The following is a 23,379-nucleotide window of genomic DNA, read 5'->3' on the forward strand; positions in this document are numbered from 1 at the left end:
GGTTCCGGCCGGGCCGGGCGGCCAGGCCGGGCGGGGCTCAGCTCTTCGCGCTGGAGCGCTTGAAGATCTTGTTGCCCAGCCAGACCAGCGGGTCGTACCTGCGGTCCACGACCCGTTCCTTCATCGGGATCAGCGCGTTGTCGGTGATCTTGATGTGCTCGGGGCAGACCTCGGTGCAGCACTTGGTGATGTTGCAGTAACCGAGGCCGTGCTCCTCCTGCGCGGCGTCCTTGCGGTCGGCCACGTCGTAGGGGTGCATGTCCAGCTCGGCGATCCGCATCAGGAAGCGCGGACCGGCGAAGCCGGGCTTGTTCTCCTCGTGGTCACGGATCACGTGGCAGACGTTGTTGCACATGAAGCACTCGATGCACTTGCGGAACTCCTGGGACCGCTCGACGTCGATCTGCTGCATGCGGTACTCGCCCGGCTTCACGTTCGCAGGCGGCGTGAAGGACGGGATCTCGCGTGCCTTCTGGTAGTTGAAGGACACGTCCGTGACCAGGTCCTTGATCACCGGGAACGTCCGCATGGGCGTCACGGTGATCGTCTCGTCCTCCGAGAAGGTGGACATCCGGGTCATGCAGCCGAGCTTCGGCTTGCCGTTGATCTCCATGGAACACGAGCCGCACTTGCCGGCCTTACAGTTCCAGCGGACCGCGAGGTCGGGAGCCTGGGTGGCCTGGAGCCTGTGGATGATGTCGAGGACGACCTCGCCCTCGTTCACCTCGACGGTGAAGTCCTCCAGCTTGCCCTCGCCGCCCTCGCCCCGCCACACGCGGAACTTCGCCTTGTAACTCATGGTCACTCCTTGACCAACGCGTCGAAGTCGGCCAGCTCTTCCTCGGTGATGTACTTCTTCAGCTCGGCCCGGTCGAACAGGCTGATCAGGTCGTCGCGCATGGACAGCTGCACCTTCTCCACGACGTCCACGCCCGAGCCGTCCGGGGAGAGGCCGCACACCAGGAGCTTGCGGCGCCACTCGGCCGACATGCCCGGGAAGTCGTCACGGGTGTGGCCGCCACGGCTCTCCTCGCGGATCAGCGCCGCCTTGGCCACGCACTCGGAGACCAGGAGCATGTTGCGCAGGTCCAGGCAGAGGTGCCAGCCGGGGTTGTAGATCCGGCTGCCGGTCGCGCCGACCCCCTGGGCCCGCTCCTTGAGCTTGCCCACGGCCTCCAGCGCCTCGGTGACCTCCTCCGACTTGCGGATGATGCCGACGAGCTCGTTCATCGTCCGCTGCAGCTCCTGGTGAACCTCGTACGGGTTCTCCCCGGTGCGCTCCAGCGGGGCCAGGGCCTCGGCCTTCGCGTCGGCGACCGCCTCCTCGGTGACCTTCGGCCGGGAGGCCAGGCCGTTCACGTAGTCGGCCGCTCCCGCGCCCGCGCGGCGGCCGAACACCAGCAGGTCGGACAGCGAGTTGCCGCCGAGCCGGTTGGAGCCGTGCATGCCGCCGGAGACCTCGCCGGCCGCGAACAGGCCGGGGACGTCGGCGGCGCCGGTGTCGGCGTCGACCTCGACGCCGCCCATGATGTAGTGGCAGGTCGGGCCGACCTGCATGGGCTCGGCGGTGATGTCGACGTCGGCCAGCTCCTTGAACTGGTGGTGCATCGACGGCAGCCGCTTGATGATCTCGGCGGCGGGCAGCCGGCTGGAGACGTCGAGGAAGACGCCGCCCTGGGGCGATCCGCGGCCGGCCTTCACCTCGGAGTTGATGGCCCTGGCGACCTCGTCACGAGGCAGCAGCTCCGGAGGACGGCGGTTGTTGGCCTGGTCGGTGTACCAGCGGTCGCCCTCCTCCTCGGTGGTGGCGTACTTGTCCTTGAACACGTCGGGGATGTAGTCGAACATGAAGCGCTTGCCCTCGGAGTTGCGCAGCACTCCACCGTCACCGCGGACCGACTCGGTGACGAGGATGCCGCGGACCGACGGCGGCCAGACCATCCCGGTGGGGTGGAACTGGATGAACTCCATGTTGATCAGCTTCGCCCCGGCGAGCAGCGCCAGCGCGTGACCGTCCCCGGTGTACTCCCACGAGTTGGAGGTCACCACGTAGGACTTGCCGATGCCGCCGGTGGCCAGCACGATCGCGGGGGCGTCGAACAGGATGAACTTGCCGTTCTCCCGCCAGTAGCCGAAGGCACCCGAGATCGCGTCGCCGTCCTTCAGCAGGCGGGTGACCGTGCACTCCTGGAAGACCTTGATGTAGGCCTCCGCGTCGCCGTGCAGCTTCTCGTCCTCCTGCTGGAGCGCGACCACGCGCTGCTGCAGGGTGCGGATCAGCTCCAGGCCGGTACGGTCGCCGACGTGGGCCAGCCGGGGGTACTCGTGCCCGCCGAAGTTACGCTGGCTGATCTTGCCGTCCTTGGTGCGGTCGAACAGCGCGCCCCACGCCTCCAGCTCCCAGACACGGTCGGGGGCCTCCTTGGCGTGCAGCTCGGCCATCCGCCAGTTGTTGAGGAACTTGCCGCCCCGCATGGTGTCGCGGAAGTGCACCATCCAGTTGTCGTCGCTGTTGACGTTGCCCATGGCGGCCGCGGCGCCGCCCTCCGCCATGACGGTGTGCGCCTTGCCGAACAGCGACTTGCAGACGATCGCGGTCCGCTTGCCCTGCTGGCGGGCCTCGATGGCCGCCCGCAGTCCCGCACCGCCGGCGCCGATGACGACGACGTCGTATTCGTGACGCTCGATTTCCACAGGTGATCCTTATGCGAACGGGAAGTTGACGATGCCCTTGGCGACCAGCCTCACGTAGAGGTCGGCTCCCATGACCGTGAACATCGAGATCAACGCGAGCTGCTGGTGCTTGGCGTTGAGCTTGGAGACGAAACCCCACGCCCGGTACCGGATCGGGTGCTTGGAGAAGTGGTTCAGACGCCCGGCGGTGATGTGCCGGCAGGAGTGGCACGACAGCGTGTACAGGTTGATGAAGACGGCGTTGACCACCAGGATCCACGTCCCGAGCCCGAACGGCTTCTCCACGAGGGCCAGCACCGCGTCCCAGGCGAGGATCAGGCCGATCACGATCGCCGTGTAGAAGAAGTAGCGGTGGACGTTCTGCAGGATCAGCGGGAAGCGGGACTCACCGGTGTACTTGCTGTGCGGCTCGCTGACGGCGCACGCCGGCGGCGACAGCCAGAAGCCGCGGTAGTAGGCCTTGCGGTAGTAGTAGCAGGTGAAGCGGAAGCCCGCGGGCAGGCCCAGGATCAGCAGTCCCGGGGGCAGGGTGTACCAGTCGCCGAACGGTGCCAGGCCGAAGAGGCGTGCCCCCTCGGGGCAGCTCGTCGCGAGGCAGGGGGAGGAGAACGGCGCGATGTACGGCGACGTGAAGTAGCTCGTATCAAAGATCGCCCACGTGGCGTAGACGAGGAATGCCGTGAAGATGATGAAGGTGACCAGCGGATAAAGCCACCACTGGTCGGTTCGCAGCGTGCGCTCCTTGATCTGCGCACGCTGCCTTCTGGCCGGGCTGTCGGCCGTTGTCTGGGTCATTGGAGACCTCTCCACCTCCCGCGGACCCTGCTCGCCAAAGGGGGTCCGGGTCGTTTCAGTTGTCCCGCGCGCCGGGCCGTGGTCGCGCCGGCTCGCCGTGCGCGCGCTTATCGGTGGGGATACGTTACGACGCGACTACCCGCTCATGTGAGAAGCGTCACTCACATTTTCACCGGTCGGGTGTGATTCCTGTCACGTTGGTCAGGTGGGGGCCATGGGGCCGCCATGTTCCGCGAGCTGGAGAGGCCTTTGGGGAGATCTTCGGTCACGGGCCCGGAGGGCCCGCGCCTGTCAGTAATGTTGGTCAGAACTGGGCAGCTTGACCACGGTCACGAAGAAGTCGTCGATCCGCCGCACCACGCTGATGAACTGGTCGAAGTCCACGGGCTTCGAGACGTAGGCGTTGGCGTGCAGGTTGTAGCTGCGCAGGATGTCCTCCTCCGACTCCGACGTGGTCAGCACGACCACCGGGATGCCGCGGAGCTTCTCGTCGCCCTTGATGTCCTGGAGCACCTCACGGCCGTCCTTGCGGGGCAGGTTGAGGTCCAGCAGGATCAGGTCGGGGCGGGGCGCGTCGGCGTACTCGCCCTCCCTGCGCAGGAAGGCCATGGCCTGCTCGCCGTCGTTGACGACGTGCAGCTTGTTCCTGACCTTGTTCATCTCGAACGCCTCCCGCGTCAGCAGGACGTCGCCCGGGTCGTCCTCGACCAGGAGCACGTCGATCCAGCGCAGGTCATTCATCGGTCTCTCCAATGGGAAGGGTCCAGCGGAAGGTCGTCCCGGGCTTCTCGGGCGCGTCGCTCTCCACCCAGATGCGGCCGCCGTGATACTCGACGATCTTCTTGCACAGTGCCAGGCCGATGCCGGTGCCCGCGTAGGCGTCCCGGCCGTGCAGACGCTGGAAGATCAGGAAGATCCGGTCAGTGTATTTGCTCTCGATGCCGATTCCGTTGTCGGCGCAGGAGAACTCCCACATGTCCCCGTCGCGGCGTACCCCGATGTGGACCCTGGGAGGCTCCTCGGAGCGGAACTTGACGGCGTTGCCGACGAGGTTCTGGAAGAGCTGGATGAGCTGGGTCCGGTTGCCGTGCACCGTGGGCAGCTCGTCGGAGGTCACCGTCGCCCCGGACTCCTCGATCGGGGTGGCGAGGTTGTTCAGCGCGCTCCGCAGGGGCAGGCCGGCGTCGATCGTGGTCCGCTCGCCGCCCATCCTGCCGACCCGGGAGAAGTCGAGCAGGTCGTTGATCAGGAGCTGCATGCGCTTGGCGCCGTCCACCGCGAAGGCGATGTACTGCTTGGCCCGGTCGTCGAGCTGGTCGCCGTAGCGCTGCTCCAGCATCTGGGTGAAGCTGGCCACCTTGCGCAGCGGCTCCTGCAGGTCGTGGCTGGCCACGTAGGCGAACTGCTCCAGCTCGCCGTTCGAGCGCCGCAGCTCCGTCGCCTGCTCCTCAAGCTTGTTCTGGGCCGCCTCGACCCTGCGCCACTCGGCGATGATGCGGTGGCGCATGGAGTTCACGTGGCTGGACAGCTCGGCGAGCTCCGACGGGTGCTCGACCTTCAGAGTGTGCTCGAAGTCGCCCTGGGCGACCGCGCGGACCTGCCCGCTCAGCTCGGCCAGCGGGCGCAGCACGGTGTAACGCAGAATGAGCGCGGCGCCGATCGCGGCCAGGATCAGGGCCAGGACCACCCCGCCGAGCGCGACGTACATGGTGCGCCAGCCCTGGTCGAGGCGGCGGCTGCCCTCGGTGTGCAGCCGGTTGAGGTCGTCCTGGAGGTCGCCGAGCGCCCGGCGGACCTCGGTGAACCGCTCGGCGTTGACGGGGGCGTTCCGCGAGGAGGTTTCGGTCTTGTAGGTCGGTATCTCGGCGACGACCTTTTCCACGTAGTCATGCCGCCATGCCTGCCCGGCGGCCTTCAGCCGGGCGACGCCGGCGCCGATCCGCTCCCTCTCCGGCATCCTGGGCAGCAGCTCGTCGAGCGCGGCCATCGCCTTGCTCTCCGAGGCGACGGCGTTGCGGTAGTCCTGCAGGGCCGTGGCCTCGTTGGTCCTGCCGTACGTCCGCGCCGAGCCCTCCTGGGCGGTCAGCGCGTTGGCGACGTCCAGGGTGCGCAGCGCGGCGGGGTCGACGACGTCGACGACGACGATCCTGGCCACCCGCGTCTCCTCGATCGAGGAGACCGTGAAGGCGGCGGAGATCCCGAGCAGCAGGGCGACGATCGCCCCCGTGAGCATGAACCACTGCCCGACCCGCAGTCTGCCGAAGCCCGTCGCCGGAGCCGGAGTGGGCAGAGGCCGCATGCCCGGGCGTCCGCTCATCGCCCGTTTCCCCGGGAGATGAGCACGGTGGCCAGGTCGTCGCTGAGCGAGTCGCCGTTGAGTTCGATCACCCGCTCGATCAGCCGGTCGAGGTGGACCCCGCCGTGCTCGTGCACCAGGGCGAGCAGCCCCTCGGTGCCGAGCAGGTCGGGGCCGCCGCCGACGGTGGCCTCGATCAGGCCGTCGGTGTAGAGCAGCAGCGACCAGTCGTCGCCCAGCGCGACCTCGATCTCCGACCAGCTCACGCCCTGGAAGATGCCCAAGGGCGGCCCGGAGGGGGTGTTCGGCACCACGTCGATCACGCCGTCGCGGATCAGCAGCGGTGGCGGGTGGCCGACCACGTGCATCCGCGCGTGGTCGAGGGCCGGGTCGATCCTGGCGATGCACAGCGTCGTGAAGATCTCCGCCGACTTGCGCTCCAGGCGGAGCACCGAGTCCAGGACGTTCAGCAGCTCGTTGCCGGTGTGCCCGGCCAGCACGAGGGTCCGCCACGCGATCCGGAGCGCGACCCCCAGCGCGGCCTCGTCGGGACCGTGCCCGCACACGTCGCCGACCACCACGTGCACGGCGCCGTCGGGGCTCTGCACGGTGTCCCAGAAGTCACCGGCGAGCAGGGCCCGCCTGCGCCCCGGCAGGTAGCGGGCGTCGTGCTCCAGCTCTCCGGGATCCAGCAGGGGGACGGGCAGCAGGCCGCGTTCGAGGCGGGAGTTCTCCTTGGTGAGCAGCTCGGCCTCGACCAGCCTGCGCTGAGCCAGGTCGGCGCGCTTGCGCTCCATCGCGTAGCGGATCGCCCGCGCCAGCAGCCGGGCCTCCACGTCCTGCTTGACCAGGAAGTCCTGCGCGCCCGCCGCCACGGCGTCCACGCCCACATGACTGTCGTTCAGCCCCGTCAGCACGAGTACGGCGGCGTGCGGCGCCATCGACAGCACCTGCTCCAGCGCCTCAAGGCCGGTCGCGTCGGGCAGGGAGAGGTCGACGAGCACGCACTGCACGTCGTCGGTCAGCCGCTCCCGGCTCTCCTGCAGGCTGCGCACCCAGATGATCTTCGGCGGGTTGTTCGCCTGGGCGAGCAGCTCCTCCACGAGAAAGGCGTCGCCCGCGTCGTCCTCGATGAGCAGGAGCGTGAGCGTTTCATTGGGAGGGGCGGTCACTGACGCCTCTTAAAGATCGGGGGAACCTACTTAACGGTATGCAGAATAGTGCGGCACCCTGACTTATGGGACGACGATCTCCCGGCTCCCGCGGAGTGTCCGGTTCGGGCAGCCGCACCCCCTCACCGGCGCGCCGTTCGCGAGGACCCGGCCGCTCAGCCCGGGGGGATCAGCTCCAGGCCCTCCGGAAGACTACCCTCGTGGGCGGCCTCGGCCAGGAAGAACAGCAAGGTGTCGCGGAACGCCTGCGCGGCGCGGGTGGGCTCGACGTCCTTGCGGTGGGCGATGGCGATCGTACGGCGCAGCCCCGGCGGCGCCAGCGGCGTCCCCACCAGCCCGGGACGGCCGTCCAGGACCATCGACGGCACCAGCGCGATGCCCAGCCCCGCCTCGACGAAGCGCAGCACCGCGTCCATCTCCCCGCCCTCGACGGACAGCCTGGGTTCGAACCCGGCCTGGCGGCAGGCGCCGAGCGTCGCCTCCCGCAGGTCGTAGCCCCGCCGGAACATCACCATCGGCTGCCCGCGCAGCTCGTCGATCCGCATGTACGGCCGGCGCGCGTGCGAGATGGAGGGGGAGACGACGACCAGGTTCTCCCGCAGCACCTCCTCGGTGACCAGGGCCGGGTCGTCGTTCTGCAGCGGCATGATGATCAGCGCCAGGTCGAGCTGGCCCCGGGCGAGGGTGCGGACCAGGTCACGCGAGCCCCCCTCCTCGACGAGCAGCTCGATGCCGGGATACTCGCGGTGGAACCTGGCCAGCGCGTCGGCCATCAGCCCGGCGCAGAGCGACGGCGTCGCGCCCAGCCGTACCCGGCCGCGGCGCAGCCCGGCCAGCTCGCCGACCTCGCGCCGGGCGGTCTCGGCGTCGGCCAGCATCCGGCGGGCGAGCGGCAGCAGCGCCTCCCCCGCGGGGGTGAGGGTGACGTTCCCCCTGGCGCGGCTGAACAGGGGAGCGCCGAGGTCGGTCTCCAGGGCCCTGATCTGCTTGCTCAGCGACGGCTGTGCGACGCGCATCCGCTCGGCGGCCTGGGTGAAGTGACGGGAGTCGGCCACCGCCACGAAGTAGGCCAGTTGCTGGAGCTGCACGTTTCCCTAGCGTACGGAGGCGTCGGTGGCGGATCCGGGGCGACCCCCCGGGTGGATGACGATGGGAGGTTACGGCCGGGGACGCGGTGTGAGATTGCTCGCATCCCGCCGGGAGCCGTCGCTGTAAAACCCGCATAAACGCAGAGGCGATAGTCGCAGGCTATGGAAACCACATCCGCGATGACTTGGACGGGGGAAATCACCCTACCTAGCGTCAACGTGTGACTGCCACGATTGAGCGCGGAGCCGCCACCGCGCCGGTTAAATCTTCGGGGGGCGCCCCCTCGGAGTCTGCGAAGACTGTGACGCCCAAGAGGTCCGGCGGGCTCCTGGGCTCCTCCAACGGGAAAAAGGCGGTCATGGCCGTCACGGGCGCCATCCTGGTGCTCTTCCTCATCGGCCACATGGCCGGAAACCTCAAGAGCTTCTTCGGCGCCGAGACGTTCAACGCCTACGCCGAGTTCCTGCGGACCATGGGCGAGCCGATCCTCCCGCGCCGGGTCCTGCTGACCCTGGTCGAGGTCGTGCTGGTCGTGGCGGTCGTGCTGCACATGTGGTCGGCGATCTCCCTGGCGCGCCGGGCGAACAAGGCCCGCCCCGTCAAGTACGCGGCCAAGCGCAAGTCCCAGGCGAACGGCTACGCCACCCACATCATGCGCTGGGGCGGCATCACCATCGTGCTCTTCGTCATCTGGCACCTGCTCGACCTCACCTTCGGCGTGGTCAACCCGGCGGGCTGGGACGGCGCGCCGTACGACAAGCTCGTCCAGGGCTTCGAGCCGTCGCGCTGGTGGGTGACGCTCTTCTACGTGCTCGCCGTCGTCATGGTCGGCCTGCACCTGCGGCACGGCCTGTGGAGCGCCTTCCAGACGCTCGGCCTGGCGGGCTCGCGCAGCTACCGCCCGCTGAAGGCGGCCGCGGCCGTGGGCTCGGCGGTGCTGGTGCTCGGCTTCCTCGCGGTTCCCGTCGGGGTCATGATCGGAGTGGTCAAGTGACGAAGTACACCGAAGGCGAGCCGATCCGCGACACCAAGGCCCCCGAGGGACCGATCGAGGACCGCTGGGAGAAGCGCAAGTTCGGCGCCAAGCTGGTCAACCCCGCCAACAAGCGCAAGCTCAACGTCATCGTGATCGGCACCGGCCTGGCGGGCGGCTCGGCCGCGGCGACCCTCGGCGAGCTGGGCTACAACGTCAAGTCGTTCTGCTACCAGGACACCCCCAGGCGCGCCCACTCCATCGCGGCCCAGGGCGGCATCAACGCGGCCAAGAACTACCGGGGCGACGGCGACTCGATCTACCGGCTGTTCTACGACACCGTCAAGGGCGGCGACTTCCGGGCCCGCGAGTCGAACGTCTACCGGCTCGCCCAGGTCAGCGTGAACATCATCGACCAGGCGGTCGCCCAGGGCGTGCCGTTCGCCCGCGAGTACGGCGGCCTGCTCGACACCCGCTCCTTCGGCGGCGCGCAGGTCTCCCGCACCTTCTACGCCAGGGGCCAGACGGGCCAGCAGCTGCTGCTGGGCGCCTACCAGGCCCTGGAGCGGCAGATCGCGGCCGGGACGGTGAAGATGCACACCCGCCACGAGATGCTCGACCTGATCGTCTCCGACGGCAGGGCGCGCGGCGTCATCGTCCGCGACATGGTCACCGGCGAGATCGAGCGGCACGTGGCCGACGCGGTCGTGCTGGCCAGCGGCGGCTACGGGAACGTGTTCTTCCTGTCGACGAACGCCAAGGGCTGCAACACCACGGCGATCTGGCGCGCGCACCGGCGCGGCGCGATGTTCGCCAACCCCTGCTACACGCAGATCCACCCGACCTGCATCCCGGTCAGCGGCGACTACCAGTCCAAGCTGACCCTGATGTCGGAGTCGCTGCGCAACGACGGCCGCGTGTGGGTGCCGCTGAAGGCGGGCGACGACCGTCCCGCCTCACAGATCCCCGAGGACGAGCGCGACTACTACCTGGAGCGCATCTACCCGGCGTTCGGCAACCTGGTCCCGCGTGACATCGCCTCCCGCGCCGCCAAGAACGTCTGCGACGAGGGACGCGGCGTCGGCCCCGGCGGCCTGGGCGTCTACCTCGACTTCGCCGACGCGATCCGCCGTCTCGGCCGCGACGCGGTCGAGAAGAAGTACGGCAACCTCTTCGAGATGTACGAGCGCATCACCGGTGAGGACCCCTACACCCAGCCGATGCGCATCTACCCCGCCGTGCACTACACGATGGGCGGCCTGTGGGTCGACTACGACCTGCAGTCCACCATCCCCGGCCTGTTCGTGATCGGCGAGGCCAACTTCTCCGACCACGGCGCCAACCGCCTCGGCGCGTCCGCGCTGATGCAGGGCCTGGCCGACGGCTACTTCGTGCTGCCGACCACGATCGGCGACTACCTCGCCAACGGCCCCTACGAGGAGGTCGACGAGGAGGCCGTCGAGGAGGCCGAGACCGCGGTCCGTGAGAAGATCGACAGGCTGCTGACGAACAACGGCACCCGCACCGCCGACTCCTACCACCGCGAGCTCGGCAAGATCATGTGGGACTACTGCGGCATGGAGCGCACCGAGGAGTCGCTGCGCAAGGCGCTGGAGCGGATTCCCGAGCTGCGCGAGGAGTTCTGGAAGAACGTGAAGGTCTCCGGCGAGGCCGACGAGCTCAACCAGGCGCTGGAGCGGGCCGGCCGGGTCGCCGACTTCTTCGACCTGGCCGAGCTGATGTGTATCGACGCGCTGCACCGCAGCGAGTCGTGCGGCGGTCACTTCCGCGCCGAGTCGCAGGACGCCGACGGCGAGGCCCTGCGCGACGACGAGAACTTCGCCTACGTCGCGGCCTGGGAGTACGGCGAGCAGGGCCCGATCCTGCACAAGGAAGACCTCGACTACGAGTACGTCAAGATGAGCCAGCGGAGCTACAAGTGAATCTCACCCTCAAGGTCTGGCGCCAGAAGGGCCCGAAGGACAAGGGCCACATGGTCACCTACCGGGTCGAGGACGTCTCGCCCGACATGTCCTTCCTGGAGATGCTCGACGTGCTCAACGAGCGTCTCATCCTGGAGGGCGACGACCCGGTCGCCTTCGACCACGACTGCCGCGAGGGCATCTGCGGCATGTGCGGCATGGTGATCAACGGTGTGGCGCACGGCGAGCAGGTGGCCACCACCACCTGTCAGCTGCACATGCGGCACTTCGAGGACAACGCGGTCATCACCATCGAGCCGTGGCGCGCCGCGCCGTTCCCGGTGGTCAAGGACCTGGTCGTGGACCGCTCCGCGTTCGACCGGATCATCCAGGCGGGCGGCTTCGTCTCCGTCCCGGCCGGTTCCGCGCCCGACGCGCACAGCGTCCCGGTGAAGAAGGTCGACGCCGACGCGGCGTTCGACGCGGCCACCTGCATCGGCTGCGGCGCCTGCGTCGCCGCCTGCCCCAACGGGTCGGCCTCCCTCTTCACCGCCGCCAAGATCACCCACCTCGGCCTGCTGCCGCAGGGCCAGCCCGAGCGCGACTCCCGCGCCAAGGCCATGGTCGAGCAGATGGACGCCGAGGGCTTCGGCGGCTGCACCAACACCGGCGAGTGCACCGCGGTCTGCCCCAAGGGCATCCCGCTGGACACCATCGCCCGGATGAACCACGACTACCTCAGGGCCGCGAAGTAGGTCCCGTTTCCGCAGGCCCGGCCACCGTCACGGTGACCGGGCCTGCGGGCTTCCACACCGGACTCGACCGGTTCGGCCAGGCCGCTCCAGCGCCGGTTCTCCGCGTCCCAGGTCTCCCCGGAGTCGGGAGACCATCACCGGCTTCTCCCTGGTCAGGCCGATCAGGCCGAGCGAGGGACCTGCCGTGACAAGGTCGAGATCATCGTCCGTGATGATCGGCGAATGAAACGCATGAGCGTCGTGCTGGTGGTAGCCGGTCTGCTGAGCGTCGCGATTCCCGGCGGCGCCGTTCACGCGGCCCCCGAATCGGGCTCTCTCGACTCCGTCGTCAGGGCGGTCAGAAAGCAGTTCGCGAAGAAGAGCAGCGTGCGCTTCTCCGTCAAGCGGCGCGGTGGGCCCTCCGAGCCTGCGAAGGTGATTCTGACGTCCGGTGCGTACCGCTTCACGGCTTCAGGCGTGTTCGCCGCCGATACCACGGAGATCTCCCAGTACAAATGGGGGACGGGCCGGTCCCGGGACATCAGCATCGGCCGGGAGTTCTACTCACAGGGCTACGTGCGTTCCAAGGACGGCAAGTACGTCTGGAAGTCGCCGCCGACGGTGGGGAAATGGATCCAGCAGCGGAGCCCGTCCGGAGTCATCTGGGGAGAGGACCTGGTCAACGGGATCAACCCGGGCTTTCTCAGACTGGTCGCCTCCCAGGGCGCGACCAGCGCCGGCGGCGGGACCTTCGAGGGAGTGACCACGACCCTCCACAGCGGCACCGTGACGGTTCCCGAGCTGGGCGAGAGACAGGCCGGGATGTCCTTCGGGACCGAGGAGGGCCGAGGCATGTGGGGCGGGCGGATCACCTGGAAACTCTGGGTGGGCCCAGACAACCTGCCGAGACGTTTCCACACCATCATGAGGTTCACCCGGCCGGAGGGCGGTGACACCGAAACCATGACGATGAACATCATCTACCGAGGATGGGGAACCCCCGTCACGATCACGGCCCCGCCCAAGCACCTCATCACCGACGACTGGTGATCGACGGTCCCTTCTCAAGCACATCATCGCGTTGCCCGGCGGCCGTTTGATCGTGAACAGGTGTCGCCCCCGCCGGATGAGCAGACCGAAAGGTTGTTCCGAGATGGTGACCGGGCCTTCGGTTCGTCGCCGGACCCGGGGCCGCCGTTGTGCCAGCGCCGTGGGCGCGGGAAAGATCGGTCTTGACGACGCGCGAGGTCAATCTATCTTCTAATAAGAAGCTTTCTTAACAGTGCACCACCTTCGGGGGACCGTCCACGGCCCGTCAACCAGCTGGAGGCCAGCAGATGCACCTCAGAAAGCACGCCGCCGCCCTGTCCGTGACCCTCCTCACCGCAGCCACGCTCCTCGTCACAGCCGCTCCCGCGCACGCCCAGCCCACCAACTGCCGGAGTGGCAAGGAGAACATCACCGGCTCGGGCTTCGACTTCTGGTACATCTGCACCGGTGGTGACGGCGGGTACGCCCTGCAATACCGCGTCAAGCACCCCAACCCCCAGGTCGACACCTGGATCTACGGGTACAGCACCTCCTGCGTGCCCGTCGGGCAGTTCCTCGACTTCCACCAGACCTGGGGCCAGCGCGAGGCGACGGGAGTGGTCTACTGCTGACCTCGGCACACTGATCCCCGTTCCCGCCGACGACCACCGAGCCGCCGGCGGGAACCCCGATCGCCCAGGTCGAACGAGGACACAAGCCCGCGACGCAGGCACTCGTCGCCGCCGTTGCGCGGACTCTGCGCATCGAACCCGGCGAACTGACGCGAGCCGCTCACGCCGGCGAGGGGCACGGCGTGATGAGATCTTCGGGCTGCTGTCCGAGGCGTACACCGGGGCGACGGCGATCACCTACGCACTGGGGTACTTCGATCTGCGCAGCTCGGCCATGGACCGCGTGGCATGGGCGGCACCGACGTCAAGCCAGGTGACCCGTCTCGGTGGGGCGTCTGCCAGACGGGCCTGATCCCGACAGAGGAGCAGCTCTTCAGGAGTACCGGTCTTCAGATGCGGGCCGTTCTGCTGTTCGGCCCGCGTCGCGGTGAGACCACGTATGTCGGGCACCGCCTGGTTACACTCGATGCATGAGCGTGATGCGCGAGGAACTGCACCACCTGGTGGACTGCCTGCCCGAGGAGAAGGTGGCCCCCCTGCTTCGCCTTGTGCGTGACCAGTTCGACGAGCGGCCCGTCGTTCGTGACCTGCCGTTCATCGGGATGCTTGAGGCCGAGCCGGATTTCGCGGAACGCTCTGAAGAGATCTTGCGCTCGGAGGACAATCACTCTTTGTGATCGTCATCGATTCGGGGCCTTTGGTTGCAGCGGTCAACATCCGGGACCGGTATCACGAACCCTGTACCAGGCTTCTGCGGAGCCATCCCGGCCCGCTTCTCGTTCCCACGACGGTCGTTACGGAAGTCTGCCAGCTCATAGAGAGACGGCAGGGGAGCCACGGCCGACGGCCGGCGGCTCAGCCAGGTGGAGGCGGACGGCACCGGCGGAGTCTGGATCGTCGAGTCCGAATGGAGCCAGAACCCCACCCTCTGGCACGTGACCGGCAAGACCTGGACGAAGGTGCCGCTACTTCCCGCGGGCGGGACGGGCACCGTGCTGTCCTCACTCGCGCGCCGGCCCGGGACGTCGACAGTGTGGGCGGTGGGGTCCACGGCCTCGCCACAGGGCAACCCGGACGGCCTCTCAGTGAACGGCACGTTCTGGCGCATCTTGTGAGGCCGCGCATGACGGCCTGAGATCTCCTTGACTCAGGGCGAGCTTCCCCCCTGCTGTCGGGCCATAGTTGATCTGAGGTTGTCCGTCGTATCGGTTGTCCGGACTTCAACCCCTGCCTATGGCTCGGTGAGGACGTACAGCAGCCCGGCCATGCTGGTGCCGCTCATCGGTGACCATGGCACCGGATCCGGGTGCGGTGCGGATCAGTCGGCAATCCAGATGCCCATCGTCATCGCTTGCGTTTATTTCGTTTGTTGCGGATACTGCGAGAAGGAGGTACGGCGATGACAGATGTGCAGGCCAAGCGCGTACAGCCCGGGAGCATCGATGCTGAGATGGCTGGCCGTGCTGTACGCCGCATCAAGGATTACCTCATGCGATCTCACGAGCAGTCGGTCATCCGTGTTGTCGGGGAACACGGTGCTGAGGACCCGCTGGTCTTGCCTCGGGAAGCTGTGAGCCTGTTGGCCTTCATCCTTGCCCAGGCGGCTGAAGGGCGAGGGGTGACGGTCATCCCCTCTCACGCCGAGCTGACGACCCAGCAGGCGGCGGACATGCTGAACGTTTCGCGTCCCCACCTGATCAAGCTTCTAGAGGAAGGAGAGATTCCCTTCCGCTTGGTCGGCAAGCACAGGCGTGTCACATATGAGGACCTTCAGGAGTACAAACGTCGCGATGATGCCAAGCGCCGTACGGCTGCCGATCAACTTGCTGCTCTAGGCCAGGAGTTGGGCATCTGAGCATGAGCTTTGTGGTGGTCTATGACGCGAACGTGCTCTACGGCAACACACTTCGCGACCTGCTCATCCGCCTGGCCATGACGGGACGCCTCCAGGCCAAGTGGACCAGCAGGATCCTCGACGAAATGCAGCGTAACCTTGCCGCCGATCGTCCAGACATTCCGGAGGAGAAACTGGGCAAGCTTCGCCTGCTCATGAACTCTGCGGTTCGAGACTGCCTGGTCGAGGGGTACGAACCCCTATCGAAGGACTGAAGCTACCTGACCCGGATGACCGGCATGTGCTTGCCGCGGCGATCAAAGTAGGAGCACAGGTCATCGTCACGTCAAATCTCAGGGACTTTCCTTCGGAGCACTTGGCGGCATGGGAGATTGAGGCCAAATCTCCCGATGACTTTGTACTGGACCAGATCGATCTCGATGGACGAGTGGTCTGGGCCTGTGTTCAGCAGATCGCGGACTCGCGGGTCAACCCGCCGGAGGCCGTAGACGATGTGCTCGACGCTTTGGAGAAAGCAGGTCTGGTCGAATCAGTCGCCGCCCTCCGGGCTGGTTAGCGGGCCACCGACGCTGGGGTGACGGTGAGAATGATTTGCTGACTGAAGCGAACCGCTATCACCAGCGATATTCGTTCAGGTGCCCAACGGCTACTGTGGCATCGGCGGCACCAACGTCAAGCTAGGTGACCCATCGGGATGGGGTGCCTGCCAGACGGGCCTGGTCCCGACGGAGGAGTAGCTTCACGGATCTCGCTGTACGGCTCACGCTCGACTTCTGGGCATGAGCCGTCCTGCCATCCGGCCCCGGTTCGGTGAGCGAGAAGCTGTGAGGAGCGGTCAGGTCAAGAGGGTGTCGTCAGGGGGCGGGTACTTCGAGGGCGGACGCCAATTCCGGCACACGGATGCTGGGACTTGCGTAAGCTGCAAGCTATGTTTCAGGTTATGAAACAGCCGCCATCCGTCTTGCTTCCGCTGCTGCGCTCTCCGTTTCAGGGGGAGCTCCTGGCCTGGCTCTTTCTCCACCCAGGTGAGGAGTACGCCTTGATTGAGCTGGCGAAGAGGTTCGACGTCTCGGCCTCGACCGTGACTCGCGAAGTCGATCGTCTCGCTGCTGCGGGCCTGCTCATCGAGCGCAGGATCGGCAACCTGCGGATGATCCAGGCGGACACCGACGTGGTCGTGGCTCGTCCGTTGACCGAACTGCTCGCTTTGACGTATGGCCCGGTAGCGGTGCTCGGCGAGCGGCTTTCCGAAGTCGCTGCCGTTGAGGAGGCCTACATCTACGGATCCTGGGCCGCACGGTACTCGGGCGAGCCGGGAAGGGTGCCGAAGGACGTGGACGTCCTGGTCGTCGGAGCCGCCGATGAGGACGATCTTTACGATGCCGCCAGGGCCGCGGAGCGGCAACTCGGCAGAGAGGTGAACGTACGCCGGCTGAGTCGTAGCGACTGGGAGTCCTTTGTGGGCGACCCTTTCCTGGAAACGGTCAGATCTCGGCCGCTTGTCCGACTCAAGATTGAAAAGAGGGAAAGCCGGTGAGGTGGGAGCAGGGGCGCGCTGCCCTTGAGGGCATGCTCGGTCGTGGCGAGATCGAAAAGGTGGCGGCGAGCCGTGCGCAGGCAGAGGAACTGCTGGTTCAGGCCCGGAAACACATGGCGACGGCTCGCCTTGCGATGGAATCGGATCCGATCGGCGCATATCAGCTGCTCTATGACGCGGCCCGCAAGGCCCTGTGCGCCGTACTGGAGAACCAGGGACTTCGGGCCAGCAGTCGAGGTGGACACATCGCCGTGTACGAGGCGGTCAGCGCGCAGCTCGATCCACCGCTGGGGCAGAGTCTGCGGCCTTTCGACCGGATGCGCCGACGACGGAACGAAGCAGAGTACCCGCGCCTGGGTTCACCCCGTTTCAGTGCTGATGATGTCAGCGCCGACATGGCCAAGGTCGAGGCGATTGTGGAGATCGCGACGAAGGTGATCGATCAGATGCACCCTTTCTGACGGTGGTTTCTCGCTGCCCCATAAAAGCGCTGCCACCGGCCATGGCTCTGAGGCAGGAATGGCTACTGTGGCATCGGCGGCACGGGCGTCTCATGTCTCGTTGCCTGACCTCAGGTGACGCGTAGACCCGCGGAGATGGCCAAACCCCGGTCCGAGATCGCCCGGTTCGCCCGGTATCGATCTTGGGCCAGAGCCGCTTCCGGCGAAGAGATTCATTACAGGGTTTACAGAGCCAAGGCGCACGCCCCGCGTGCGCGGCTGGTCGGTTCGGGCCGGGCCTGCGGCCTCCTGGAACCGGTCCCGTCCTGGCCGACCCGCCTGTGTTGCAGCGGGCAGCGGATACGACGATTCGGGTGATCCGGCCGGCACCACTCTAGGATCGACACGCCGGGGCTGAAGGTTTCCGATGGATTGGGGCGCTCGCTGACGCGTCGCTTCCGGTCCTTACGTAGTGCGCACCCACCGAACCAACGCCCCAGGTCACCGCTCTGCGGCTCTCCGGACCAGCGACACGTGAGCCAAGTCGAAAATAAACCCTTTCACTGGTGGGGGCTGACCGATATTCGAATGTTGAAACCAAATATGGCGCGCTCTCACTGTCTGTCACATGAGCGAGTTCATCTTTCAAGCCGCACGTCCGTGCCCCCGCAACCGCCTCCTTGGCCAAGTGTGGACAATTCGCGACACGACAGGAGCTTGACTAGTCTGAGTCAAAATGCGTAATCTCCCTATAAGGGAGGGCGATGAAATAGTCGCGAAAAACTTAATGCGCGAAGGAGTGCGTATGAGAAAAATGCGTGCACGAGTGCGTTTCCTCGCTGTGGTAGCGGCCTGCTTAACATTTCTGACATGCACCTTCGGTTCGACGGGGGCGCTGGCAGCCGCAGCCGCATGGATCCCCTGTCCGAGCGGCGACGTTTGCTTCTACACGGGAGAAAATGGAACCGGCTCTATGTGCCATTGGACTAACTCCGATCCCGACTGGACGACGGGTAGCGACGTCTGTAGCTGGGCGACCACCACGCTTACCCGTTCGGTGTGGAACAACGGCCAGGCGACCGCATATCCGACCTTGTATTTCTACTGGGGAACGAACTACACCCGCTACGCCGGCTGCATAGATCGAGGCTGGGGAGCAAACATCGGTCCCACTTACCTGTTCTCCCATAAATGGGTGACGGGTTCCTGCCCGCCGTGACCGAAGACCGGGCACGTGCCTGATCGAGTCGCCAGAGCCCCCGGTGCCGGTTGCCGGGGGCTTTGCCGTCCCAGAAGTCCCAGGGTCGCCACGCCAGAGGGGCACCGACAGTTCGGGATGAGGAGGCGTCCGTTCATCGCTGATGTTTCCGGTCGCCGACTGATTGCGTAGTTCTTCGATCTGGGATTTCGCGTTCTCGTGTTCCTGCTGTCCCGGCCGTTCGGCGGGCTCGGTGGAAGAAACCATCTGGACTTCTTCGAGCGGGGACTGGCACTCCTGGGGCAGGTGCGGCGGGACAAAGGAGGGGGCCCGAGCCGCACCTGGTGCTGTGACCGGGAACCTTCATCGGGTCGCGCGCCGCTCGCGGGGCGCCGGGCACGCCCGTGCCGGCACTCGCCGTACCGGCGCGGGGAAACACCACGGACCCGGTGAAGGTGTGTGGTCACCGCACTGGTCACGGTTCCCGCGCGGTGGGGGAGGGGCGCCGTACGCCTGAGAAGGGGAGTTGCGCGCCGGGGAGGGGCGCCGTACGCCGGGGAAGGGGAGCCGCGCGGCGGGAAGGGGCGCCGTACGCCGGGGAAAGGGAGGAGCTGCACGGTGGGGAAGGGGAGTCGTACGCCGGTCGTTCGTCCCGGAGGCCGGTTCCCGGTGCCCGGCTGGAACTCACCTCGGCCGGGCACCTCGCGAGCATGCCGCGGGATCCAGGGGGCGGTCGCCTGCTCAGTCGCTGAGCTGCTTGCGCATCAGCACGGCGGAGCGGCCTTCGATGCCCTCGCGGCCGGTCTCGACGAAGCCGATGGACTCGTACAGGGCGATGTTGGCGGCCATCTTGACGTTCGTGTAGAGGCGCAGCGCGGGCAGTCCCAGCCTGCGCGCCTCCTGTTCGGCGTAGGCCATCAGCGCGCGCCCGACGCCCTTGCCGTGCAGCTCGGGCCGGACCGCGACGTTCTCCACGAGCAGGACCCCGTCCTCGGGGACGAGCACGATGAGCCCTTCGAGCCCGTCGGTCACGTGTACGAGTCCGGCGGCGATGAGCGCGGCGTAGTCGGCCTCCATCGGCAGCGGCCGCATGCCGACGACCTCGATCCACGGTGTGTAGGCGTCGTGGACAAGCCGCTCCACGGCGGCCCGGTCGCCTTCTCCGGCCAGTCTCATACGCCCAATGGTGCCGGCACCCGCTGGGGATGGCTCGTTCTCCATGAGTGCCCTACCCGCCTTCAGCGCCTCCGGAGCATTCATGCGGTACTTGACCTCGACCTCCCGCATCCCATGTGACGCGGCGAGTCTGTCGAGAACGGTCGCGGCGCGATGGGAAGAGCGGTGGGGAGTGCCCGGATAGGCGACGGCGCGTGGCCGCCGCCATCGCTCCGGGAGACCTCAGTCCGCCGTGGACCCGGCGCGTCGCTCATAGCGTGAGCGTGCGAGCTGATAGGCCGTGCGCAGCAGCTCACGGGTCACCGCCTCGCTACGCGAACCCGGGTTCACCACCGCCAGCCAGCCTACGGTGCCGTAGACGGGGTGCGCGATCACGGTGTCGGTGGCGCTGGAGTCGACCTCGGTGGCGGCCGGATCGCGTGGCGCGTGACCGGTCCACCGGATGAAGGCCTCTTTCCCGGCGGAGATGTTCACGCGGAAGGCGTCCGGCCGGTCCAGGCGTGACGCCTCGTCGCCGGGATAGTTCTTGGTCACGACCGTCGCGAAGGGCTGCGTCGTTGTCGGGACGACGCCGTCAGGTGAGTAGTAGAAGAACGTGTCGCCCCAGCTGATTTCCGGCGAGCCGTCGCCGGGTGCCGGCCTGAGGGTCAGGACGCCGTCGAGGCCGCCCACGAAGCCGATGATCTCGTCTATGGTCATGTGCTCTAGCGTCACATTGAAGTGCTTGTGGAGACTTTGAGGCTGATACTGAGGGGATCCGGGATGTCAAGTCTCAAATCTGGGGACATGCGCACCATCGATGTCGCGCGGTGTGCCGGATGCTCCGTTCAGCAGGTTCGCAATCTCGAGCGTGACGGCGTGCTTCCGCCGGCGGCGCGCACGGCAACGGGCTACCGGATCTATGGAGAGATACATCTACAGTCCGCGCTGGCCTACCGGGCCTTCGCGGCGGGCGCGGGTCCGGCCGAGGCCAGGAAGATCGTCAGGGCCGCTCACCGGTTCCCCGCCTCGCAGGCGGTGCTCGTCCTTCTCGACGCGGCGCACGCCCGGCTCGACGCGGAGCGCACGGAACTGAGGCAGGCCGAGGAGGCCGCCCGGGCGGTCTCCAGCGAGCCGATCGAAGACGTACGCGCATCGGACTCGATGAGCGTCTCCGAACTCGCCTCCGCCCTCGGCGTGCGTCCCTCGACGTTGCGGCACTGGGATGCGGAGGATCTTGTCGTCCCCGACCGCGACCCCGCGCGAGGAACCCGGCGATACACGCCGGCCCAGGTGAGGGATGCGCGGGTCGTTCACCAACTCCGCAAGGCCGGTTACCGCATCGCACCGCTCCGGGCCCTCATGCCGGAGCTACGGCGCGTCCGCCGATCGGAGGATGTCGCCTCCGCGCTGGCCGCCAGAGACGCCGACATCGCGGCTCGCTCCAAGGCCCTCCTCGACGGTGCCGCCGCACTCAGTGCCGCGCTCTCGCTGTCCACCCACGATGCGGGCAAGCGCCGGTGAAGAGCACCGGCTCGGTCACGATGCGGGCAAGCGCCGGTGAAGAACACCGGCTCGGTGTCGGAGGCGTGCGAACGTGGCCCGGCCGACCTCGCTCCCCATGACCGAGACGTCTTGGTGCCGGTGAGGTCGCCTTCGGACTGTGTCACGGTTACCTCCTGTCCGGGACCCGATGTCCGGCTCCTTGAAGACCGGTGATACGGGGGTGAGTTGCGAATGATCCCTTTTATCTGAAATAAGGGACGCGCAATTCGCTCGGAGCCGGACCACGAGGGACGTCACGTGTCAGAAGCCCGACGCCATGAGGATCTCACTCCCCAACTGCTCGGTTCGCCGATCTGGCACGACCAGATGGTCCAGGAGGCGGGCATCCCGTTCTACGACGTGCCGCTGGTGTCGGTGGGCGGGGGAATCGGCTCCTTCACCCTCGTCGACGTGCTGAGGATCTGCGGGGTGCCCACCTCCTCCATGCGCGTGCTGTCCAACAGCGACACCCCGTGGCAGAGCTGGGAATATCTCACCCGCGTGTCCCAGCTGCCGCCCGGAGAGCGCATCCGTTCGGACGCGGGGGCCCGGCCCGACAACATCTGGGGGTTCCCCTCCTACGCCGTGCACGAGGCGTGGCAGGAGAAGTCGCCGAAACTGCTCTGGCAGGTCCTGGTCGAGCCGCTCCTCACCGACTTCTTCAGTCCCAGGGCCGCGACGATCTTCTCCACGGTCAAGCGCGAGGCCGATCGCATCTCGTACTGGGACATGCTGCTCAAAGGCCAGGTGCGGATGGTCCGCCGCCGGTACGGCGGCGGCTACTTCACGATCCTCACCCCTCCCGCGGGCGCGACACCGACCAAGCGCGTGGCGATCCGCTCCCGGTACGTGCACCTGGCGGTCGGCTACCCGGGCCTGAAGTTCCTGGAGGACCTCCAGCACTTCCGGGAGACCTACAACGACTACCACCACGTCGTCAACGCCTACGAGCCGCACGAGCACGTCTACGAGTTCCTCAAGACCAGACCGGGCACGGTGGTGGTGCGGGGTGCCGGGATCGTCGCCTCCCGGGTGCTCCAGCGCCTGATGGACGACCGCGAGCGGTACGGCCTGCACACCCAGATCGTGCACCTGCTCCGCACGTTCGTGACCGGGCCCCAGGGCCCCAGCCCCTGGATGCGGCGCCCGGGCGGCGACGGCTGGTCCTACCAGGCGTTCACCTTCCCCAAGTCCGCCTTCGGCGGCCAGCTGAAGGCGCAATTCCGCCGGACCGAGGGGGCCGAGCGCGCGGCGCTGGCCAAGGCCGTCGGGGGCACGACCACGCCGAAGCTGCGCCGCTGGCAGGAGCAGATGCGCAGGGGCCGGGAGGGCAACTGGTACCACCCGATCCAGGCGGTGGTCCAGCGGGTCGAGCCGACCCCGGACGGGCGGCTGGTCAGTTTCACCGGCAGCAACGACGGAAGGGCCGGGCAGTACGTCTCGGACTTCATCATCGACTGCACCGGGCTGGAGGCCGACATGCCCGAGCACCGGGTCCTGGCCGACCTGCTGGAGCACGGCGGTGCCCAGCGCAACGGCGCGGGCCGCCTGGCGGTCGGCAGGAACTTCGAGGTGAGCGGCACGGGCAGCGGGGACGGCATGCTGTACGCCTCCGGTGCCGCCGTGGCCGGCAACCACTTCCCCGCGGTGGACAGCTTCCTCGGCATGCAGACCGTCGCCCTCGACATCGCCGCGGACCTGTCCCGGCGCGGGTTCTGTGCCGAGCTCGGCCCCCTGCGGTCGATCAGCCAGTGGCTCAAGTGGGCCTCCGGCCGTCCCATCTGAGGAGTCCACGTCGTGATCCCCACCCTCGCCGGTCGTCTCCAGACCCGGATCTTCCTGCTCGCCACCGTCGGCGTGGTCCTGACGGCGCTGATCGTGCCGGTGCTGCCGGGGACGACGGGCACCCTCGCCCGGACGTACGGCACCGCCTACCTCATCCTTCTCGCGGTCGCCGTCGTGGGCCTGGCCTGGGAGCTCGTCTACCACCTGCTGATGCAGTTCCGCTGGGACAAGGACTGGCCGACGCTCTTCGGGCTGCTCACGATCGTCCCCGAGGGCCTGCTCATGTGGGTCCTGCTGGAGCAGCGGCTGGTTCCCGGCATCAACCGCCCGGTGGCCTTCTCGACGTTCGCGACCATGTTCACGGTCGTCTGGATCGGCCAGTGGCTGTTCGCCAACGGCCCGATGCGGGTGCTGTCGATCCAGTGGCGGCTGCGCGGCGGGCGGATCCTCTGATCCACAAGTGAACCGCAAGTCGCGGATGATGCACTTTTTACGAACCAAAGCGGTGTGGAACGCATCGAACGTGCA

The 23,379-nt window shown here is 67.4% G+C and carries 25 protein-coding genes; 16 read left to right on the forward strand and 9 right to left on the reverse strand.

Going from position 1 to position 23,379, the window contains the following annotated elements; translation table 11 throughout:
* Window positions 1-37: 37 nt before the first annotated feature.
* The 7 genes from AB0N02_RS38805 to AB0N02_RS38835 form a co-directional block, all read right to left on the reverse strand.
* The gene (locus tag AB0N02_RS38805; RefSeq protein WP_363957581.1) at window positions 38-799 is read right to left on the reverse strand and encodes a succinate dehydrogenase/fumarate reductase iron-sulfur subunit; all 762 of its coding nucleotides are present in this window, start codon (window positions 797-799) and stop codon (window positions 38-40) included.
* 2 nt (window positions 800-801) lie between these two features.
* A complete protein-coding gene (locus tag AB0N02_RS38810) occupies window positions 802-2,694 on the reverse strand; it encodes a fumarate reductase/succinate dehydrogenase flavoprotein subunit (protein WP_363957584.1) in 1,893 nt (630 codons plus the stop codon).
* Between the two features lie 9 nt (window positions 2,695-2,703).
* Window positions 2,704-3,489 (reverse strand): hypothetical protein, encoded by a 786-nt coding sequence (locus AB0N02_RS38815; RefSeq protein ID WP_363957586.1) that lies wholly within the window; start codon window positions 3,487-3,489, stop codon window positions 2,704-2,706.
* Window positions 3,490-3,780: 291 nt separating this feature from the next.
* Window positions 3,781-4,230 carry a response regulator gene (locus AB0N02_RS38820; RefSeq protein WP_363957588.1) on the reverse strand — a complete coding sequence of 150 codons (450 nt, stop codon included), beginning with the start codon at window positions 4,228-4,230 and terminating at the stop codon, window positions 3,781-3,783.
* Window positions 4,223-5,806, reverse strand: coding sequence for an ATP-binding protein (locus tag AB0N02_RS38825; protein ID WP_363957591.1), 1,584 nt, complete (start codon window positions 5,804-5,806; stop codon window positions 4,223-4,225). The genes AB0N02_RS38820 and AB0N02_RS38825 overlap by 8 nt, the downstream gene beginning before the upstream one ends.
* Complete coding sequence (locus AB0N02_RS38830) at window positions 5,803-6,957, reverse strand: SpoIIE family protein phosphatase (RefSeq protein ID WP_363957594.1); 1,155 nt, start codon at window positions 6,955-6,957, stop codon at window positions 5,803-5,805. Before AB0N02_RS38830 ends, AB0N02_RS38825 begins: the two co-directional genes overlap by 4 nt.
* Window positions 6,958-7,112: 155 nt before the next feature.
* Window positions 7,113-8,045, reverse strand: a complete 933-nt coding sequence (locus AB0N02_RS38835; protein WP_363957597.1) for a LysR substrate-binding domain-containing protein — start codon at window positions 8,043-8,045, stop codon at window positions 7,113-7,115.
* A 329-nt stretch (window positions 8,046-8,374) separates the two neighbouring features.
* On the opposite strand from AB0N02_RS38835, the gene AB0N02_RS38840 reads away from it, so the two are divergent.
* The 13 genes from AB0N02_RS38840 to AB0N02_RS38900 all read left to right on the forward strand — a co-directional run bounded on the left by AB0N02_RS38840 (window position 8,375) and on the right by AB0N02_RS38900 (window position 18,387).
* The gene (locus AB0N02_RS38840) at window positions 8,375-9,040 is read left to right on the forward strand and encodes a succinate dehydrogenase cytochrome b subunit (protein ID WP_363957664.1); all 666 of its coding nucleotides are present in this window, start codon (window positions 8,375-8,377) and stop codon (window positions 9,038-9,040) included.
* Window positions 9,037-10,962, forward strand: a complete 1,926-nt coding sequence (locus AB0N02_RS38845; RefSeq protein WP_363957600.1) for a fumarate reductase/succinate dehydrogenase flavoprotein subunit — start codon at window positions 9,037-9,039, stop codon at window positions 10,960-10,962. The genes AB0N02_RS38840 and AB0N02_RS38845 overlap by 4 nt, the downstream gene beginning before the upstream one ends.
* Window positions 10,959-11,696, forward strand: coding sequence for a succinate dehydrogenase/fumarate reductase iron-sulfur subunit (locus tag AB0N02_RS38850; protein WP_363957603.1), 738 nt, complete (start codon window positions 10,959-10,961; stop codon window positions 11,694-11,696). Before AB0N02_RS38845 ends, AB0N02_RS38850 begins: the two co-directional genes overlap by 4 nt.
* Window positions 11,697-11,918: 222 nt before the next feature.
* Entirely contained in the window at window positions 11,919-12,725 is an 807-nt protein-coding gene (locus tag AB0N02_RS38855) for a hypothetical protein (RefSeq protein WP_363957606.1), read from the forward strand.
* 287 nt (window positions 12,726-13,012) lie between these two features.
* On the forward strand, window positions 13,013-13,336 hold the full coding sequence (locus AB0N02_RS38860; protein WP_363957609.1) for a hypothetical protein: 324 nt from the start codon (window positions 13,013-13,015) through the stop codon (window positions 13,334-13,336).
* A gap of 470 nt (window positions 13,337-13,806) precedes the next feature.
* A complete protein-coding gene (locus AB0N02_RS38865) occupies window positions 13,807-14,013 on the forward strand; it encodes a hypothetical protein (RefSeq protein ID WP_143121008.1) in 207 nt (68 codons plus the stop codon).
* 258 nt (window positions 14,014-14,271) lie between these two features.
* On the forward strand, window positions 14,272-14,451 hold the full coding sequence (locus AB0N02_RS38870; protein WP_363957613.1) for a hypothetical protein: 180 nt from the start codon (window positions 14,272-14,274) through the stop codon (window positions 14,449-14,451).
* Between the two features lie 284 nt (window positions 14,452-14,735).
* Window positions 14,736-15,191, forward strand: coding sequence for a helix-turn-helix domain-containing protein (locus AB0N02_RS38875; protein ID WP_363957616.1), 456 nt, complete (start codon window positions 14,736-14,738; stop codon window positions 15,189-15,191).
* A gap of 2 nt (window positions 15,192-15,193) precedes the next feature.
* Complete coding sequence (locus AB0N02_RS38880; protein ID WP_363957619.1) at window positions 15,194-15,445, forward strand: hypothetical protein; 252 nt, start codon at window positions 15,194-15,196, stop codon at window positions 15,443-15,445.
* A 26-nt stretch (window positions 15,446-15,471) separates the two neighbouring features.
* Window positions 15,472-15,747, forward strand: a complete 276-nt coding sequence (locus AB0N02_RS38885) for a hypothetical protein (protein WP_363957622.1) — start codon at window positions 15,472-15,474, stop codon at window positions 15,745-15,747.
* Window positions 15,748-16,230: 483 nt separating this feature from the next.
* Entirely contained in the window at window positions 16,231-16,728 is a 498-nt protein-coding gene (locus AB0N02_RS38890) for a hypothetical protein (RefSeq protein ID WP_363957625.1), read from the forward strand.
* On the forward strand, window positions 16,725-17,189 hold the full coding sequence (locus tag AB0N02_RS38895) for a HEPN domain-containing protein (protein ID WP_363957628.1): 465 nt from the start codon (window positions 16,725-16,727) through the stop codon (window positions 17,187-17,189). Before AB0N02_RS38890 ends, AB0N02_RS38895 begins: the two co-directional genes overlap by 4 nt.
* 793 nt (window positions 17,190-17,982) lie before the next feature.
* Window positions 17,983-18,387: a peptidase inhibitor family I36 protein gene (locus AB0N02_RS38900; protein WP_363957666.1), complete on the forward strand. Its 405-nt coding sequence runs from the start codon at window positions 17,983-17,985 to the stop codon at window positions 18,385-18,387.
* A 720-nt stretch (window positions 18,388-19,107) separates the two neighbouring features.
* Here the strand turns inward: AB0N02_RS38900 and AB0N02_RS38905 are convergent.
* Together AB0N02_RS38905 and AB0N02_RS38910 are read right to left on the reverse strand one after the other, a co-directional pair.
* Entirely contained in the window at window positions 19,108-19,542 is a 435-nt protein-coding gene (locus AB0N02_RS38905) for a GNAT family N-acetyltransferase (protein WP_363957630.1), read from the reverse strand.
* 222 nt (window positions 19,543-19,764) lie between these two features.
* The gene (locus AB0N02_RS38910; RefSeq protein WP_363957633.1) at window positions 19,765-20,241 is read right to left on the reverse strand and encodes a DUF6194 family protein; all 477 of its coding nucleotides are present in this window, start codon (window positions 20,239-20,241) and stop codon (window positions 19,765-19,767) included.
* Between the two features lie 87 nt (window positions 20,242-20,328).
* Here AB0N02_RS38910 and AB0N02_RS38915 point away from each other — a divergent pair, with 87 nt between their 5' ends.
* The 3 genes from AB0N02_RS38915 to AB0N02_RS38925 all read left to right on the forward strand — a co-directional run bounded on the left by AB0N02_RS38915 (window position 20,329) and on the right by AB0N02_RS38925 (window position 23,304).
* Window positions 20,329-21,045: a MerR family transcriptional regulator gene (locus tag AB0N02_RS38915; RefSeq protein WP_363957635.1), complete on the forward strand. Its 717-nt coding sequence runs from the start codon at window positions 20,329-20,331 to the stop codon at window positions 21,043-21,045.
* Window positions 21,046-21,324: 279 nt separating this feature from the next.
* On the forward strand, window positions 21,325-22,851 hold the full coding sequence (locus AB0N02_RS38920; RefSeq protein ID WP_363957637.1) for a hypothetical protein: 1,527 nt from the start codon (window positions 21,325-21,327) through the stop codon (window positions 22,849-22,851).
* Window positions 22,852-22,863: 12 nt separating this feature from the next.
* On the forward strand, window positions 22,864-23,304 hold the full coding sequence (locus AB0N02_RS38925) for a hypothetical protein (protein ID WP_363957640.1): 441 nt from the start codon (window positions 22,864-22,866) through the stop codon (window positions 23,302-23,304).
* Window positions 23,305-23,379: the final 75 nt, after the last annotated feature.

It is taken from the genome of Streptosporangium sp. NPDC051022, assembly GCF_040683035.1.
GTDB lineage: Bacteria > Actinomycetota > Actinomycetes > Streptosporangiales > Streptosporangiaceae > Streptosporangium.

Coding starts and splice junctions, on each gene's coding strand:
- AB0N02_RS38865 (WP_143121008.1), top strand. CDS start 13,807: ATGAGCGTGATGCGCGAGGAACTGCACCACCTGGTGGACTGCCTGCCC.
- AB0N02_RS38825 (WP_363957591.1), bottom strand. CDS start 5,806: ATGAGCGGACGCCCGGGCATGCGGCCTCTGCCCACTCCGGCTCCGGCG.
- AB0N02_RS38915 (WP_363957635.1), top strand. CDS start 20,329: ATGCGCACCATCGATGTCGCGCGGTGTGCCGGATGCTCCGTTCAGCAG.
- AB0N02_RS38855 (WP_363957606.1), top strand. CDS start 11,919: ATGAAACGCATGAGCGTCGTGCTGGTGGTAGCCGGTCTGCTGAGCGTC.
- AB0N02_RS38820 (WP_363957588.1), bottom strand. CDS start 4,230: ATGAATGACCTGCGCTGGATCGACGTGCTCCTGGTCGAGGACGACCCG.
- AB0N02_RS38805 (WP_363957581.1), bottom strand. CDS start 799: ATGAGTTACAAGGCGAAGTTCCGCGTGTGGCGGGGCGAGGGCGGCGAG.
- AB0N02_RS38875 (WP_363957616.1), top strand. CDS start 14,736: ATGACAGATGTGCAGGCCAAGCGCGTACAGCCCGGGAGCATCGATGCT.
- AB0N02_RS38880 (WP_363957619.1), top strand. CDS start 15,194: ATGAGCTTTGTGGTGGTCTATGACGCGAACGTGCTCTACGGCAACACA.
- AB0N02_RS38905 (WP_363957630.1), bottom strand. CDS start 19,542: ATGAGACTGGCCGGAGAAGGCGACCGGGCCGCCGTGGAGCGGCTTGTC.
- AB0N02_RS38910 (WP_363957633.1), bottom strand. CDS start 20,241: ATGACCATAGACGAGATCATCGGCTTCGTGGGCGGCCTCGACGGCGTC.
- AB0N02_RS38815 (WP_363957586.1), bottom strand. CDS start 3,489: ATGACCCAGACAACGGCCGACAGCCCGGCCAGAAGGCAGCGTGCGCAG.
- AB0N02_RS38900 (WP_363957666.1), top strand. CDS start 17,983: ATGCGTGCACGAGTGCGTTTCCTCGCTGTGGTAGCGGCCTGCTTAACA.
- AB0N02_RS38860 (WP_363957609.1), top strand. CDS start 13,013: ATGCACCTCAGAAAGCACGCCGCCGCCCTGTCCGTGACCCTCCTCACC.